The 16010-nt window shown below is 65.0% G+C and carries 17 protein-coding genes; 12 read left to right on the plus strand and 5 right to left on the minus strand.

Annotated features, from left to right (window positions below; translation table 11 throughout):
* The first annotated feature begins 16 nt into the window (after positions 1–16).
* The 7 genes from BMX67_RS10380 (at position 17) to BMX67_RS10410 (ending at position 6851) form a co-directional block, all read left to right on the plus strand.
* Positions 17–1621, plus strand: coding sequence for a carboxyl transferase domain-containing protein (locus tag BMX67_RS10380; RefSeq protein WP_090734786.1), 1605 nt, complete (start codon positions 17–19; stop codon positions 1619–1621).
* 7 nt (positions 1622–1628) lie between these two features.
* The gene (locus BMX67_RS10385) at positions 1629–2018 is read left to right on the plus strand and encodes an ASCH domain-containing protein (protein WP_090734664.1); all 390 of its coding nucleotides are present in this window, start codon (positions 1629–1631) and stop codon (positions 2016–2018) included.
* Between the two features lie 183 nt (positions 2019–2201).
* The gene (locus BMX67_RS10390; RefSeq protein ID WP_090734666.1) at positions 2202–4130 is read left to right on the plus strand and encodes an acetyl/propionyl/methylcrotonyl-CoA carboxylase subunit alpha; all 1929 of its coding nucleotides are present in this window, start codon (positions 2202–2204) and stop codon (positions 4128–4130) included.
* Positions 4127–4780 carry a glutathione S-transferase family protein gene (locus BMX67_RS10395; protein ID WP_245739413.1) on the plus strand — a complete coding sequence of 218 codons (654 nt, stop codon included), beginning with the start codon at positions 4127–4129 and terminating at the stop codon, positions 4778–4780. The genes BMX67_RS10390 and BMX67_RS10395 overlap by 4 nt, the downstream gene beginning before the upstream one ends.
* The gene (locus BMX67_RS10400) at positions 4773–5636 is read left to right on the plus strand and encodes a hydroxymethylglutaryl-CoA lyase (RefSeq protein WP_090734668.1); all 864 of its coding nucleotides are present in this window, start codon (positions 4773–4775) and stop codon (positions 5634–5636) included. The genes BMX67_RS10395 and BMX67_RS10400 overlap by 8 nt, the downstream gene beginning before the upstream one ends.
* A complete protein-coding gene (locus tag BMX67_RS10405; RefSeq protein ID WP_090734669.1) occupies positions 5629–6411 on the plus strand; it encodes a crotonase/enoyl-CoA hydratase family protein in 783 nt (260 codons plus the stop codon). Before BMX67_RS10400 ends, BMX67_RS10405 begins: the two co-directional genes overlap by 8 nt.
* Before the next feature lie 29 nt (positions 6412–6440).
* Positions 6441–6851 carry an SRPBCC family protein gene (locus tag BMX67_RS10410; RefSeq protein WP_090734671.1) on the plus strand — a complete coding sequence of 137 codons (411 nt, stop codon included), beginning with the start codon at positions 6441–6443 and terminating at the stop codon, positions 6849–6851.
* A gap of 79 nt (positions 6852–6930) precedes the next feature.
* On the opposite strand, the gene glyA is transcribed toward BMX67_RS10410, so the two are convergent.
* Positions 6931–8226: a serine hydroxymethyltransferase gene (gene glyA, locus BMX67_RS10415; RefSeq protein WP_090734673.1), complete on the minus strand. Its 1296-nt coding sequence runs from the start codon at positions 8224–8226 to the stop codon at positions 6931–6933.
* A 174-nt stretch (positions 8227–8400) separates the two neighbouring features.
* Here glyA and BMX67_RS10420 point away from each other — a divergent pair, with 174 nt between their 5' ends.
* Complete coding sequence (locus BMX67_RS10420) at positions 8401–9162, plus strand: NAD kinase (protein ID WP_090734674.1); 762 nt, start codon at positions 8401–8403, stop codon at positions 9160–9162.
* 3 nt (positions 9163–9165) lie between these two features.
* Here BMX67_RS10420 and BMX67_RS10425 read toward each other — a convergent pair whose 3' ends face one another.
* The 3 genes from BMX67_RS10425 to BMX67_RS10435 form a co-directional block, all read right to left on the minus strand.
* The gene (locus tag BMX67_RS10425; RefSeq protein WP_090734676.1) at positions 9166–10188 is read right to left on the minus strand and encodes a hypothetical protein; all 1023 of its coding nucleotides are present in this window, start codon (positions 10186–10188) and stop codon (positions 9166–9168) included.
* 91 nt (positions 10189–10279) lie between these two features.
* Entirely contained in the window at positions 10280–11188 is a 909-nt protein-coding gene (gene rpoH / locus BMX67_RS10430; protein WP_090734678.1) for an RNA polymerase sigma factor RpoH, read from the minus strand.
* Positions 11189–11346: 158 nt separating this feature from the next.
* Entirely contained in the window at positions 11347–12402 is a 1056-nt protein-coding gene (locus BMX67_RS10435; RefSeq protein WP_090734680.1) for an RluA family pseudouridine synthase, read from the minus strand.
* On the opposite strand from BMX67_RS10435, the gene BMX67_RS10440 reads away from it, so the two are divergent.
* Positions 12401–12715, plus strand: coding sequence for a DUF6476 family protein (locus BMX67_RS10440; RefSeq protein WP_090734681.1), 315 nt, complete (start codon positions 12401–12403; stop codon positions 12713–12715). The two genes, BMX67_RS10435 and BMX67_RS10440, sit on opposite strands and share 2 nt — an antisense overlap.
* Here BMX67_RS10440 and BMX67_RS10445 read toward each other — a convergent pair.
* Positions 12712–12954: an accessory factor UbiK family protein gene (locus BMX67_RS10445; protein ID WP_090734683.1), complete on the minus strand. Its 243-nt coding sequence runs from the start codon at positions 12952–12954 to the stop codon at positions 12712–12714. The genes BMX67_RS10440 and BMX67_RS10445 overlap by 4 nt on opposite strands.
* Before the next feature lie 170 nt (positions 12955–13124).
* Between BMX67_RS10445 and lgt the strand changes: the two genes are divergently transcribed.
* The 3 genes from lgt to pgeF are packed head-to-tail and all read left to right on the plus strand — an operon-like array spanning position 13125 to position 15821.
* Positions 13125–14012, plus strand: a complete 888-nt coding sequence (lgt, locus tag BMX67_RS10450; RefSeq protein ID WP_090734684.1) for a prolipoprotein diacylglyceryl transferase — start codon at positions 13125–13127, stop codon at positions 14010–14012.
* Positions 14009–15067 carry a class I SAM-dependent methyltransferase gene (locus BMX67_RS10455; RefSeq protein ID WP_090734686.1) on the plus strand — a complete coding sequence of 353 codons (1059 nt, stop codon included), beginning with the start codon at positions 14009–14011 and terminating at the stop codon, positions 15065–15067. Before lgt ends, BMX67_RS10455 begins: the two co-directional genes overlap by 4 nt.
* Complete coding sequence (gene pgeF / locus BMX67_RS10460; protein ID WP_090734688.1) at positions 15051–15821, plus strand: peptidoglycan editing factor PgeF; 771 nt, start codon at positions 15051–15053, stop codon at positions 15819–15821. The genes BMX67_RS10455 and pgeF overlap by 17 nt, the downstream gene beginning before the upstream one ends.
* The last annotated feature ends 189 nt before the right edge of the window (positions 15822–16010 follow it).

Genomic DNA, 16010 nt, shown 5'->3' on the forward strand with positions numbered 1-16010 from the left:
ATTCAAGGACCGGACCATGAAACTGAAAAGCCAAGCTTTGACCAATTCCGATGCCTATCGTGCCAACCGGCAGGCGCATCTGGCGCTTCTGGATACCGCGCGTCAGGCGGCGCAGGCCGCTGCGGCGGGTGGCGGGGCCAAGGCGATGGACCGCCATGTCAGCCGGGGCAAGATGCCGCCGCGCGAACGGGTCGCCAACCTGCTTGATCCCGGTTCGCCCTTTCTGGAAATCGGTGCGACGGCGGCCCATGACATGTATGACGGCGCGGCCCCCGGCGCGGGCGTGATCGCGGGCATCGGACGGGTGCATGGGCAGGACGTGATGGTCGTGGCCAATGACGCGACGGTCAAGGGCGGCACCTATTACCCGATGACCGTCAAGAAACATCTGCGCGCCCAGGAAATCGCCGAGGAATGCCATCTGCCTTGCGTCTATCTGGTCGATAGCGGCGGCGCGAACCTGCCCAATCAGGACGAGGTGTTTCCCGATCGCGACCATTTCGGCCGCATCTTCTTCAATCAGGCACAGATGAGCGCCAAGGGCATTCCCCAGATCGCCGTCGTGATGGGGTCCTGCACGGCGGGCGGCGCCTATGTTCCCGCCATGTCCGATGTCACCATCATCGTCCGCGATCAGGGCACGATCTTTCTGGCCGGCCCGCCACTGGTCAAGGCTGCCACGGGCGAGGTGGTCTCATCCGAGGATCTGGGCGGCGGCGATGTCCATACCCGCCTGTCTGGCGTCGCGGACTATCTGGCCGAGGATGACGCCCACGCGCTGGCCCAGGCCCGCCGCGCCATCGCCAATCTGAACCGCCGCATGCCCGACAGCGTTGTCTGGCAATCGCCCGAGGATCCCGCCTATGATCCCGACGAAATCCTGGGCGTCGTGCCCGCCGATCTGCGCACGCCCTATGACATCCGCGAGGTGATCGCCCGCACCGTCGACGGCAGCCGCTTTGACGAATTCAAGGCCCGTTTCGGCGAAACGCTGGTGACGGGCTTCGCCCATGTTCAGGGCTGCCCGGTCGGGATCGTGGCCAATAATGGCGTGTTGTTCAGCGAGGCCGCGCAGAAGGGCGCGCATTTCGTCGAACTGTGTTCGCAGCGCGGCATCCCGCTGGTCTTCCTGCAGAACATCACCGGCTTCATGGTGGGACGTAAATACGAAAACGAAGGCATCGCCCGCCACGGCGCCAAGATGGTCACCGCTGTCGCCACCACCAATGTCCCCAAGATCACCATGCTGGTCGGTGGCAGCTTTGGCGCGGGCAATTACGGCATGGCGGGTCGCGCCTATTCGCCGCGATTCCTGTGGACCTGGCCCAACAGCCGCATCAGCGTGATGGGCGGCGAACAGGCCGCAGGCGTTCTGGCCACCGTCAAGCGCGACGGGATCGAACGGCAGGGCGGCACCTGGTCCCCCGAGGAAGAGGCCGAGTTCAAGCGCCCCACGATCCAGATGTTCGACCGCCAGTCGCACCCGCTCTATGCCTCGGCGCGCCTGTGGGATGACGGCATCATCGACCCGCGCCAGACCCGCGATATTCTGGGCCTCTCCCTGCGCGCCAGCCTGAACGCCCCGATCCAGCCCACGCGCTTTGGCGTCTTCCGGATGTGAGGACGCAATGACCGCCCCCGAACCCGCCATCAGCTTCACCTTCGGCGATTCGCGCGACCTGAACGCCGAATTGCTGCAACTGGTGCGCGACGGGGTGAAAACCGCAACCTGCGGCGCCCTGCGCGATTTCCAGAACGGGGCCGAGCCGATGCCGCAGGTCGGTCGCCGCGACATCGCGCTGGACTGGGACGGCAACCCGGCGCTGCTCATTGAAACCACGCAGGTCAGCATCCACGCCTTTCGCGACGTGCCCGACGATTTTGCCCTGGCCGAGGGCGAGGGCAGTGTCGCCGAATGGCGCGAAGGCCATATCGCCTATTTTACCCGCAATGGCGGCTACGATCCCGACATGCTGCTGGTCTGCGAACGCTTCCGCCTGATCAGGGTGCTGCCATGATCCGCGTCTGGCAGGGCGAAATCACCACCCTGGCGGCGGGTGCGATCGTCAGCGCCGCCGCCAGCGCACAGCTTCTGGAAGGGGCGCTGCGATGACGGCTTCTTCTTTGCACAAATACCCATTCGCACGCCCGCAACCCGCAGCCACGACCCAAGGCGCACAGCCCCAAGAACGAGAGACGCCATGTTCGACAAGATCCTGATCGCCAATCGCGGCGAAATCGCCTGCCGCATCATCGACAGCTGCCGCCGCCTGGGCGTGGGCACGGTCGCCGTATTCTCGGATGCCGACCGTGCCGCCCGCCATGTCGCCATGGCCGATGAGGCCGTGCATCTGGGTGGCCCGGCCCCGGCTGACAGCTATCTGCGCGGCGACGCGATCATTCAGGCGGCCAGGGATTGCGGGGCGCAGGCCATCCATCCCGGCTATGGCTTTCTCAGCGAGAACCCCGATTTCGTCGATGCGGTCGAGGCTGCGGGCCTTGTCTTTATCGGACCCTCGGCCAAGGCCATTCGCGCGATGGGTTTGAAAGACGCCGCCAAGGCCCTGATGGAAGAGGCGGGCGTTCCCGTCGTTCCGGGCTATCACGGCAGCAATCAGGACCCGGCGCATCTTGCGCAGCAGGCGGATGACATCGGCTACCCGGTGCTGATCAAGGCCGTCGCGGGGGGCGGCGGCAAGGGTATGCGCCGCGTCGATGATCCCAGGGATTTCGCCGACGCGCTGGCCTCGGCCCAGTCCGAGGCGAAGAACGCTTTCGGCAATCCCGATGTGCTGATCGAGAAATACGTCCTGCAGCCCCGCCATATCGAGGTGCAGGTCTTTGGCGACGGCCACCGCGCCGTGCATCTGTTCGAACGCGACTGTTCGCTGCAGCGCCGCCACCAGAAGGTGATCGAGGAAGCCCCGGCCCCCGGCATGACCGAAGACATGCGCAAGACGATGGGCGCCGCCGCCGTCCGCGCGGCCGAGGCGATCGGTTACAAGGGTGCGGGCACGATCGAATTCATCGTGGACGGCTCCGACGGGCTGCGCAGCGACGGGTTCTGGTTCATGGAAATGAACACCCGCCTGCAGGTCGAACATCCCGTGACCGAGGCGATCACCGGCATCGATCTGGTGGAATGGCAGCTGCGGGTGGCCGCCGGCGAAGCCTTGCCCGCCCGGCAAGAGGATCTGACCATCACCGGGCACGCCTTCGAGGCCCGCCTTTACGCCGAGGATGTGCCCGCAGGCTTTCTGCCCGCCACTGGCCGTCTGGCGCATCTGAATTTCCCGGACGGGGCGCGGATCGAAACCGGCGTGCGTCAGGGCGATACGATCAGCCCGTGGTATGATCCGATGATCGCCAAGATCGTCACCTATGGCGCGACCCGCGCCATCGCGTTGCGCGCGCTGGAATCCGCGCTTGTCGATACCGAGGTTGCGGGCTCGGTCACCAATGTCGATTTCCTCATCGCGCTGACCCGTCATGACGGGTTCCGCAAGGGCGAGGTCGATACCGGTCTGATCGGGCGCGATCTGGACGACCTGATTGCCGCTGCCGAACCCGATCCGCGCGCGCGTGCCTTGGCCGTGATCGGCCTTGCCGGTCTGGCCGATGCCGATGTGAAGGGCGGCGCGACCATGTGGCAACCGCTGCGCCGGACCATCTCCTGGGAAGGCGGTCAGGCCATGCTGGAGGTACTGGGTCCGGGCGCGGCGCGGGTCGATCTGGGCGACAGCATCCATGAGGTGCGCTGGCAGGGCGACCGCTGGTGGGTCGATGACGCGCTGCGCCGCAACCGGATCGTGTCCCATGACGCCGGGATCAGCGTCTTTGGTGGCCGGACGGTGCATCTGACCCGTCACGACCCGCTGGCCCGCGATGCGGCCTCGGCGGGTGGCGATGCCCTGACCCTGTCGCCGATGCCGGGACTGGTGAAGGCCGTCCATGTCAGCGCGGGGCAGGAGGTGAAGGCAGGCGACAGGCTGGCCGTGCTGGAAGCGATGAAGATGGAACACAGTCTGACCGCCGCCCGCGACGGCACCGTGGCCGAGGTTCTGGCCCAGGCCGGCGATCAGGTCGAGGCCGGCGCACCGCTGATCCGTCTGGAAGAGGAAGAGGCATGATCCGCCTGCACCATATCCCCGGCTCGCGCTCGATGCGGGTGTTGTGGCTGCTAGAGGAACTGGGGCTGGACTGCGATCTGCAGAACTGGTCGCTGACCGATGGCAGCCTGCGCCGCCCGGACTTCGTCGCGATGTCGCCCGCCGGACGCATTCCCGCATTGGAAATCGACGGGCGTGCGATCTTTGAATCCGGCGCGATCATCCAGTACCTGACCGAGCGTCAGGGCCAGTTGGCCCCCGCGCCGGGCGATCCCGAACGCGCGGAATTTCTGGAATGGATCGGCTTTGCGGAAACGCAGGCCAATATCATTCAGGCGCTGAACATCCATCACATCTTTCTGCGCCCCGAAGCGGCGCGGTCGGTCCCGCTGATGAAACTGGACACGAAACGGCTGGCGGTGACGGCGGCCGCCTTGGACCGGCATCTGACGGATCACGACACGCTGCTGGCCTCGGGTTTTTCCGCTGCCGACTGCATGCTGGGCTTCAACATTCAGGCGCTGTTCCGTTTTCTGCCCGAAGGCGACTATCCCAACCTGACCGCCTATCGCGACCGGATGACCGCCCGCCCGGCCTATCGCCGGGCCGAAGAACGTGGCGGGTCCGATGCAATCTATGCGCAGGATTTCTACGAGGTGCCCCATGACTGAGAAGGTCGAAATCTTCGAGATGGGCCCGCGCGACGGGTTGCAGAATGAAAAGCGCCTGATTCCGGCCGCCGACAAGATCGCGCTTGTCGATCTGCTGTCGCGATGCGGCTTCCGGCGGATCGAGGTGACCAGCTTTGTCAGCCCGAAATGGGTGCCGCAAATGGCCGATGCGGCGCAGGTCATGGCCGGGATCACGCGCGCGCCCGGCGTCAGCTACGCCGTGCTGACCCCGAACATGAAGGGATGCGAGGGCGCACGCGCGGCCCGCGCCGATGAGGTCGCGATCTTTGCCAGCGCCTCGGAAGGGTTCAGCAAGGCCAATCTGAATGCCACCATCGCCGAAAGCCTTGATCGCTTTCGCCCGGTGGCCGAGGCCGCGCGGGCCGACGGAATCCGGGTGCGCGGTTATGTCAGCGTGGTGACCGATTGCCCCTATGACGGACCGACGCCGCCAGAAAATGTCGCGCGTGTCGCGGCCGCGCTGCGCGATATGGGCTGCTACGAGATCAGCCTTGGCGATACGATCGGGCAGGGTCGTCCCGAAACAATCGATGCGATGTTGTCGGCGGTCCTGAAGGAACTGCCCGTCGAACAGCTGGCCGGGCATTATCACGACACTGCCGGGCGGGCGCTGGACAATATCGTGGCCAGCCTTGCACGCGGGCTGCGGGTGTTTGACGCGGCAGTGGGCGGTCTGGGCGGCTGCCCCTATGCGCCCGGCGCGAAAGGCAATGTCGCGACCGAAAAGGTGGCGCGGCATCTGGCGGCCTCGGGCTATGAAACCGGGCTGGACATGGAACTGATCGAACAGGCCGCCGACATGGCGCGCGGTCTGCAAGGGGGCGGCGATGTATAACACGATCAAGATCGAGACCGATGCGCGGGGCGTGGCGACGCTGTGGCTGGCGCGGTCGGAAAAGCATAACGCCCTGTCCCAAGAAATGATGCAGGAACTGACCGATGCCGCGGCCCGTCTGGGGCAGGATCCGGCGGTGCGGGTCGTCGTGCTGGCCGCCGAGGGTGCCAGTTTCTGTGCCGGTGGCGATCTAGCATGGATGAAATCGCAGATGCAGGTCGATGCCGAAACCCGCCGTGATGGGGCGCGGGTGCTGGCCGGGATGCTGTCGGCGCTGAACCTGCTGCCGAAACCGCTGATCGGCAAGGTTCAGGGCAATGCCTTTGGCGGCGGCGTCGGCATGATGTCGGTCTGCGATATCGCCATCGCCTCGCGCGATGCGAAATTCGGCCTGACCGAGGTCAAGCTGGGCCTGATCCCGGCCACTATCGGTCCCTATGTTCTGGCCCGCATGGGCGAGGACAAGGCGCGACGCGTCTATTTTTCGGGGCGGATCTTCGGCGCGGAAGAGGCGGTCGGCCTGAACCTTGCGGCCCGCGCCGTGCCGCTGGCCGATCTGGATCAGGCGGTCGAGGATGAGGTCGCGCCTTTCCTGTTGGGTGCGCCGGGGGCGATCGCCGCCGCCAAGGCTCAGTGCCGCGCCCTTGGCCCGCGCATCGATCAGGCGGTGATCGAGGACAGCATCGACCGGCTTGTCGCCGCGTGGGAAGGCAGCGAGGCCCCCGAAGGGATTGGCGCATTCTTCGACAAACGCAAACCGATATGGCAGGCTTGATCCGACCCTGACAGGGAAAGGATCGCATCATGAAGATCACGGTCGAGGCGCTGGTCAAGGCGCCCGTCGACACCGTCTGGCGCTGCTGGACCACGCCGCAGGATATCATGGCGTGGAACGCCGCGTCGGACGATTGGCACACGACCGCCGCCACGGTCGATCTGCGCGAGGGCGGTCGGTTTTCCTCGCGGATGGAGGCCAGGGACGGCAGCATGGGCTTTGATTTCGCGGGCCTCTATCGCCGCGTCGAACCGCCCCGTCTGTTGCAGGCGGTGATGGCGGACGGGCGCGAAATTCTGGTCGAGTTCCTGCCGCAGGACGGTGCCGTTCTGGTCCGCGAAACCTTCGATGCCGAGGACCAGCATCCTGCCCAGATGCAGCGGCAGGGCTGGCAGGCGATCCTTGATCGCTTTGCCGCCCATGTCGAAGGCGTGGCCTGAATTTCGGCGCCCGCCATCCGGGTATGAAAAAGCCCCGCTGCACTGCCATGCAACGGGGCGAGGCGTTCTGCTATAGAACTTACAGACCGGCGTAAAGCGGGAAACGCGCGCAAAGTTCCGAAACTTCGGCCTTCACCTTGGCTTCGACCTCGGCGTTGCCGTCATCGCCATTGGCGGCCAGGCCGTCGACGACCTCGACGATCCAGCGGGCGATCTGGCGGAACTCTTCTTCCTTGAAGCCGCGGGTGGTGCCGGCGGGGGCGCCCAGACGGATGCCTGAGGTGACGAAGGGTTTTTCCGGGTCGAACGGCACGCCGTTCTTGTTGCAGGTGATGTGGGCGCGGCCCAACGCGGCCTCGGTCGCCTTGCCGGTCACGCCTTTCGGGCGCAGGTCGGCCAGACACAGATGGTTGTCGGTGCCGCCCGACACGATGTCGATGCCGCCCTTCATCAGCTCATCCGCCATGGCCTGCGCGTTCTTGACGACCTGCGCGGCGTAATCCTTGAACTCGGGGCGCAGCGCCTCGCCGAAGGCCACGGCCTTGGCGGCGATCACATGCATCAGCGGACCGCCCTGCAGGCCGGGGAACACGGCGCTGTTGATCTTCTTGGCGATGTCGGCGTCGTTGGTCAGCACCATGCCACCACGCGGACCGCGCAGCGATTTGTGGGTGGTGGTGGTCACGACATGCGCATGCGGCAGCGGCGAGGGGTGCTGACCACCCGCGACCAGACCGGCGATATGGGCCATGTCGACCATCAGATAGGCGCCGACCTCATCCGCGATCTTGCGGAACGCGGCCCAGTCCCAGACGCGGCTATAGGCGGTGCCGCCGGCGACGATCAGCTTGGGCTTGTTCTGACGGGCGCTTTCGGCGATCGCTTCCATGTCCAGCAGCTGGTCCTGCTGACGCACGCCATAGCTGACGACGTTGAACCATTTGCCCGACATGTTCACGGGCGAACCATGGGTCAGGTGACCGCCGGAATTCAGGTCCAGACCCATGAAGGTGTCGCCCGGCTGCAGCAGCGCCAGGAACACGGCCTGGTTCATCTGGCTGCCCGAGTTGGGCTGGACGTTTGCGAATTCGCAGCCGAACAGTTCCTTGGCGCGTTCGATCGCCAGATTTTCGGCGATGTCGACATATTGGCAGCCGCCGTAATAGCGCTTGCCGGGGTAGCCTTCGGCGTATTTGTTGGTCAGAACCGAACCCTGAGCCTCCATCACGGCGCGGCTGACGATGTTCTCGGATGCGATCAGCTCGATCTCGTCGCGTTGGCGGCCAAGTTCCAGACCGATGGCTTCGGAGATTTGGGGATCACGGCTGGCCAGCGTTTCAGTGAAGAAACCTGTTTCACGGGTGGGAGCGTTCATGGTCTCGCGTCCTCTCGGGCTAGGGTGCGGCGGAATGGCTGCGTCTTAACGCAAGGACAGTTTTACCGAAAGTGACAAAACGACGCCTTTGCGCCCGGTTGCGTCCTGTGGTGGTCTTGTGTTCGGCAGTCTTCGCGTCAATGCTGCGCCGACGCAGGGAGGGCCCGTGACCGAATGACCGCGAATATCCATTTCACCGCAAGTCAGGCCGAAATGGCGCAAACCGCGCTGGCGCGACTGTCCGACCGCTATGGCAATGCCAGCCCCCAGACCGCCGATGTGGTCGTGGCACTGGGGGGCGATGGGTTCATGTTGCAGACGCTGCATGCGATGCAGGGGACCGGCAAGCCGGTCTATGGCATGAATCGCGGTACTGTCGGCTTTCTGATGAACGGCTATTCCGAAGAGGCGCTGCCCGAACGGCTAGCCGCCGCGGAAGAGGCGATCATCAATCCGCTGCGCATGACCGCGACCTGCCGCGACGGCGGACGGCACGAGGCGCTGGCCATCAACGAGGTCAGCCTGCTGCGCGAGGGTCCGCAGGCCGCCAAGTTGCGCATCCATGTCGATGGCCGGGTGCGGATGCCGGAACTGGTCTGCGATGGGGTGCTGCTGGCGACGCCCGCAGGGTCGACGGCCTATAACTATTCCGCCCACGGCCCGATCCTGCCCATCGATTCCGAGGTTCTTGCCCTGACCGCGATCGCGCCGTTCCGTCCGCGCCGCTGGCGGGGGGCCTTGCTGCCGAAGAATGCGCATGTCGCCTTCGAGGTTCTGAACCCCGAACGCCGGCCCGTCATGGCCGATGCGGATTCGCGGTCGGTCCGTCACGTCACCTGGGTCGAGGTTCACAGCGCGTCGGACGTGTCGCATCAGTTGCTGTTCGATCCCGGCCACGGATTGCAGGAACGGCTTTTGCGGGAACAGTTCGTCTGACGCCTAACCGGCGCAGATCTGTTGCAACGCCAGCCATTGCTGATCGGTCAGCAGGGTTGCGGGCTTGCCGCCATTGCGCATCGGGTCCTGCTCGATCAGGTTCAGCACGCTTTGCCCGGTCGGGTCCAACGTGCGGGCATAAGGCTCTGCGCCAATGCCGCGACGGCCCAGTTCTTCCAGCAGGGGGCCGTCCTCGGGCATGGGGGCTGGTTCGGACAGCAGCGTCTGCCCATAGCCGCGCAGCGCCCCTTGGGGCAGGGTGCCAAGCGTCATCAGCCGCAGCACGGCCTGCGTTCCGGCATAATCCAGCGCGTCTTGCAGGGTCTGTTCGTCCGACACCGCCAGTTTGGCCGCGATCAGATGCGCGGCGGCGGCTTCCGGTCCGTCATGGGTTTCCAGCAGATCCGCGCCCATCACATACAGATCGCCGGGCAGGCGGCGCGCGCCATTGACCGGCGCGGGCACCACGCGGATTGCGCTGTCGGTACCGGTGATACGCGGGGCCGACCAGTCCAGCACCGCTTGTCCCGATTTGCGTGTGCAGACCGCGCCCGTGCTTTGGGCAATATCGGCCAGAACCGCCAGCCCGACATCCCGGGCCTGTGCGGGGGGCGCGATCCGGGCGGCATGACGGATCAGCGCGTCGGGCAGCCAGACGACCGCCGCCGCGGCCATCGCCAGCGCCGCGACCACGAACAGACCGCCGCGCAGGCGACCGGGATGGGCGCGGCGCGACAGGGTGGCCCGCAGGACACGCTCGATCGCGTCGATCATCAGCGGATCATCGACTTCCAGCGTCTCGTCGGGTTCGCGCATGTTCGGCGTGTACAGCGCGGGGATCTTGCCGGGGTTCAGCCGGGTGATCGAGGGCAGCGACCAATGCGACAGCGGCTTGTCGGATTTTGGATCGCTAAGGATCAGTGTCGCATCGCCGACCGATACGATCACATCGCGAAGGCGCGCCTTGGGCGTTTCCCGCCACGCGCCCTGCGCCTCGAGGCGTTCGAATTCTTTCAGCGCCGTCATGATCGTGGGAACTGCCCGGATTTTTCCGACACCATAACGTCGGCGTGATCCGGGTCAATATCCCCCGAGGGGCAGGGGATTGGCCTGGCCGTCACTCTTCCCCGTCGGGGATGCGCATTCCCTTTTCGCGCGCCAGGGTCCGCATCCGTCCCTGCAGCTTTTCAAAGGCCCGCACCTCGATCTGGCGGATCCGTTCGCGCGACACGTCATAGCGCGCGGAAAGATCCTCCAGCGTCATCGGGTCGTCGCGCAGGCGGCGTTCCATCAGGATGTCCTTTTCACGATCGTTCAGGACATCCATCGCGGCAAGCAGCATCTGCCGACGTGTATCCAGTTCCTCGGATTCGGCATAGGCGTCCGCCTGATTGGCGTCTTCGTCTTCCAGCCAGTCCTGCCATTGCGCGGTGGATTCGCCGTCGCCTGCGCCGACCTGCGCGTTCAGCGATGCGTCACCACCCGACAGGCGGCGATTCATGTCGATGACTTCCTGTTCGGTGACGTTCAGATCATTTGCGATCTGGGCCACGTTTTCCGGACGCAGGTCGCCATCTTCCAAGGCGCCGATTCGGGATTTCGCCTTGCGCAGGTTGAAGAACAATTTCTTCTGGGCGCTGGTCGTGCCCATCTTCACCAGCGACCAGGACCGCAGGATATATTCTTGGATCGAGGCGCGGATCCACCACATCGCATAGGTCGCCAGACGGAAGCCCTTTTCGGGGTCGAAGCGCTTGACCGCCTGCATCAGGCCGACATTCGCCTCGGAAATCACTTCGGCCTGGGGCAGGCCATAGCCGCGATAGCCCATCGCAATCTTTGCGGCCAGCCGCAGGTGGCTGGTGACCATCTTGTGGGCGGCCTCGCTGTCCTCGTGATCGACCCACGCCTTGGCCAGCATATATTCCTCTTCGGGTTCCAGCAGGGGAAACTTGCGGATCTCTTGCAGGTACCGGTTCAGACCCTGTTCGGGACTGGGGGCGGGGAGATTGCCATAATTTGCCATCAGCGGGGCCTTTCACAACAGACCGGGAAACGCGGCGTGCGGGCATGGGGTTCCCCATGCGCGGGGTGCAGCGCCTTGGAAGTCAAAGTCGGGTCACGACGCCAGATATTCTGCCGAGGTTTCCGGGCCAAGTAACGTGGGAATGCTTCACGTTCATGTCAAGCGCGCGTGTCCGCCGCGTGGCCCCCGCTGTCAGACGGGTGACGAAGCTGGTTCAAAAGATTGGCCATGTCGGCGGGCAGCGGGCTGTCGAAGGCCAGCGGTTCGCCGGTGATCGGGTGATCGAAGCCCAGATGCGCCGCATGCAGGGCCTGACGCGAAAACGCCGCGATCCGCGCCGCAACCGGGCCAAGCGCCTTGGCCGAGGCCTTGCGTGCCCCGCCGTAAACCGGATCGCCGATCAGACCCAGCCCGGCATGTGACATATGCACGCGGATCTGGTGGGTGCGGCCGGTTTCAAGGCGGCATTCGACCAGCATCGCGGCGGGCGGCGTGCCAAAGGACTCGATCATCCGGGCGCGGGTCACCGCATGGCGGCCCTTGTCGAAATAGACCGCCTGCTTTTGCCTGTCGGTTCCGTGCCGGGCCAGGCGCGAGGTGATCTTCAGGATCGCGCCATCCTCGAAGCTGACGCCGGGTGTGCCGCGCAGGCGGGCATCCGCGCCGTCAATCACTCCATGAGCCAGCGCAAGATAGCGGCGCTGCGCGCTATGCGCCTCGAACTGGGCGGCAAGGCCGTGATGGGCGCGGTCCGATTTCGCGACGACCAGCAGCCCCGAGGTGTCCTTGTCGATGCGATGCACGATGCCCGGACGCTTTTCGCCGCCAATCCCCGACAGGCTGTCGCCGCAATGGGCCAGCAGCGCGTTGACCAGCGTCCCCGACGGGCTGCCCGGCGCGGGATGGACGACCATGCCCGCCGGTTTGTCGACGACGATCAACTCGTCATCCTCATAGGCGATGACCAGCGGAATCGCCTCGGGCCGGGTTTCGACGGGTTCGGGATCGGGCAGGGCGATCAGGTATTCCTGCCCCTCGCTAACGCGCGCCTTGCCGTCGCGAACGACGCCCGATGGCCCCGAAATCGCGCCATCGGCCAGAAGTTTCGACAGACGCGACCGCGACAGGCCCGCATCCTCTGGCACCGCAAGCGCAAGCGCCTTATCAAGCCGGTCAGGCGGATTGGCCGGAATGGTGACGACAAGGTTGGACATGGACGACGATCTTAACGGCTGGAAGGAAACGGCGAAAGCGGTGCCAGAGCTGCGCTTTCTGCGGATGCTGGTGACCGGGCTGGCGCTGGTCATGGGGCTGGGCATGATCGCCATTGTGGCGCTGCTGTGGATTCGGCTGGGTCAGCCGCAGATGCCGCAACTGCCCGACGCGATCAGCCTGCCCGAAGGCGCAACCCCCGAGGCGGTTACCTATGGCCGCAACTGGACGGTCATTGTCACCGATCTGGGCGAGGTGCTGCTGTATGATCAGGGGGGCAGCCTGCGCAGCCGCACCCCTTTGACGGCGCCCTAGGCGTCTTTTTCAAGCGCGTCCAGGCGGGCCTTCAGCTCGGCATTTTCGGTACGCGCCTTGATCGCCATTTCGCGCACAGCCTCGAATTCCTCGCGGGTGACGAAATCGCGGTCGGCCAGCCAGCGATCGACCCAGCCCTTCATCGCGGTTTCCGCCTCGGACTTGGCGCCCTGCGCCACGCCCATCGCATTGGTCATCAGCTTCGAGATATCGTCGAAGAACTTGTTTTCCGTGGTCATCGGTTCTGGACCCCCTTGATCTGCTTGGCCTGTATATGGGCCGGGTCGCAAAAAGGTTCAATCCGCCCTGAACCGGCGGGCAAGCTCACGTCCCGGTGTGATGGGCCCGGTCTTGGTTGACATCGCCCCTTGCGTGACTAGCGTGCGCCGCGTCAACCAGCCGAGGCCGCATGATCCCCTTTCCCGATATCAGCCCCGAGATTTTCACGATCAATCTAGGCGGGCTGTCACTGTCGCTGCGCTGGTACGCGCTGGCCTATCTGGCGGGCCTGCTGCTGGGCTGGCGGATCATGGCGCGGATGATGCGCGGCGCGGCGATCTGGGGTGATCGCGCACCGATGAAACCCGAAGAGGTCGACGACCTGCTGACCTGGGTGATCCTGGGGGTGATCCTGGGCGGGCGGCTGGGCTTCGTCCTGTTCTACGAACCGGGCTACTACCTGTCCTATCCCGCCGAGATCATCAAGGTCTGGCAAGGCGGGATGAGCTTTCACGGCGGCTTTGCCGGCGTCATCGTCGCGGCCTGGCTTTACGCACGCACGCGCGGCATCCCGCCGCTGCGGCTGGCGGATGCGATGGCTGTCGTCGCGCCGATCGGGTTGTTCTTTGGCCGGATCGCGAATTTCATCAATGCCGAATTGTGGGGTCGTCCGACCGATCTGCCCTGGGGCGTCATCTTCCCCGGCGAGGCCGCGCAAAGCTGTGATGGTGTCGCCGGAGCCTGCGCCCGCCATCCCAGCCAGCTTTACGAAGCGGGGCTGGAAGGGCTGTTGCTTGGCCTGATCCTGCTGGTCGTGGTGCGGGCGGGCGGGCTGCGGCGTCCGGGTCTGTCCTTTGGCATTTTTCTGGCGGGTTATGGCGCGGCACGGATGTTCGTCGAGTTGTTCCGCGTTGCGGATGCGCAGTTCATCACCCCCGACAATCCGCTTGGCCATGTCATCGGCGGCCCTGTGATTGGCCTGACTATGGGGCAGGTGCTGTCGCTGCCGATGGTGGTTCTGGGCCTGCTGTTCGTGTTGCGCGCGATGGGGCGGATGCCGGTGGCGCGGGCCGCATGACGCCGCTGGCCGATCTGATCATCCAGCGCATCCATGCAACGGGGCCGATCACGCTGGCCGATTATATGGAACTGTGCCTGCTGCATCCCGATCACGGCTATTACGCCACGCGCGATCCTTTTGGTGCTGCGGGCGATTTCACCACCGCGCCCGAGATCTCGCAGATCTTCGGTGAACTTTGCGGATTGGCGCTGGGACAGGCCTGGCTGGATCAGGGCAGGCCGGGTGCCTGCACGCTTGCGGAACCGGGGCCGGGGCGCGGAACGCTGATGGCCGACATGCGGCGCGCGATGCGTTCCGTACCCGGAATGTCGGAAGCTGCACAGACCCATCTGATCGAGGCGTCGCCCCATCTGCGCCGAATGCAGGCCGATCTTCTGGGTCCGGTGACCCATCTGGATCACGTCGATGCCTTGCCCGATGCCCCTCTGTTTCTTGTCGCGAACGAGTTTTTCGATGCGCTGCCCATTCGTCAGTTTCAGCGCGTCGAGGGCGGCTGGTCGGAACGTGTCGTGACCCTTGGTCCCGACGGGCTTGTCTTTGCGCTGGCGCCGCCCGTCGATTTGCCACGTCAGGGTAAGATCGGCGACGTGATCGAGGATTGCCCGGCCGCCACGCCGATCATGATGGCGATCGCGGGCAGGATTGCACAGCATGGCGGCGCTGCGATCATCGTCGATTACGGTGGCTGGAACGGATTTGGCGATACGTTTCAGGCCCTGCGCGGGCATCAAGCCGAACACCCGCTGGCCCACCCCGGCGAGGCCGATCTGACCGCGCATGTCGATTTCGCGCCGCTGGCCGCCGCGGCGCTGCGCGCCGGGGCCCAGGTGTCGCGACCGCTGCATCAGGGCGCGTGGTTGCTGGGCCTTGGGGCCGAGGCGCGGGCGCGGCGGCTGATGGCGGCGGGCGATCAGGGGGCGATGTCTGCGCTTCGCCGCTTGACCCATGCCGATGAAATGGGTCACCTGTTCAAAGCGATGGCCATCTGGCCGAAGGGGGCGCCCCCGGTGCCCGGATTTGACGCGCTGAGGCTGCATGCAAACCACGCTTGAGATACTGACCCATCCCTTGCTGCAGGACACGCGCCACGGGTTCTTCACCCGCAAGGGCGGAGCCTCGTCGGGCCTGTTCGCGGGACTGAATTGCGGTCGGCGGTCGACCGACCAAAGCGAGATGGTCGCCATAAACCGTGCCCGCGTGGCAGTGGCGATGGGCGTCGCACCCGAAGGTTTGGCGACGGTCAAGCAGATCCATTCTGCCGATGTGGTGACCTTGACCGATGGCGATGATGTGGTCGCGACCCGCGATATCGCAGCGGATGGTCTGGTCACGAACCGTCGCGATCTGGCGCTGGCCGTGCTGACCGCCGATTGTCAGCCGATCCTTCTGGCCGATAGCAGGGCCGGTGTGATCGGCGCCTGTCATGCCGGGTGGCGCGGCGCGCTTGGCGGCGTGATCGAGGCGACGGTGCAGGCGATGCAGACGCTTGGGGCGACGCAGATCAGGGCGGTGATCGGGCCGTCGATCAGCCAGCGCGCCTATGAGGTCGGTCACGACTTCATGGAGGATTTTCTGGCCGAAGATCCCGATCATCACCGCTATTTCGCGGGCGGCCCGAACGGCAAGCCGATGTTCGATCTGCCATCCTTCGGATTGTCGCGCCTGCGCGACGCCGGGGTCGTGGCCGAATGGTCGCAGCATTGCACCTATTCCGATCCGGACCGCTTTTTCAGCTATCGCCGCGCGACGCATGAAGGCCAGGTTGATTACGGTCGCCTGATTTCTGCAATTTCTTTGCCCTCGTGATTTACTATCTCAGGCATGGGTTGGTATTGCCGTTTGTTTATTAAACTATGGCGTGTATCACGCGGAAATAATTTCAATCCTTAATGGAAATTTGTTTGATTCTTCCTAGTTTTCGTTGACACGTTCTTGTGATTGACGTTCCATGAATGGGCGATTTGGCTGGGCGGCCATGTTTTCGCTGATTTGGTA

The organism is Paracoccus homiensis, assembly GCF_900111675.1.
In the GTDB taxonomy this organism is placed as follows: Bacteria; Pseudomonadota; Alphaproteobacteria; order Rhodobacterales; family Rhodobacteraceae; genus Paracoccus; species Paracoccus homiensis.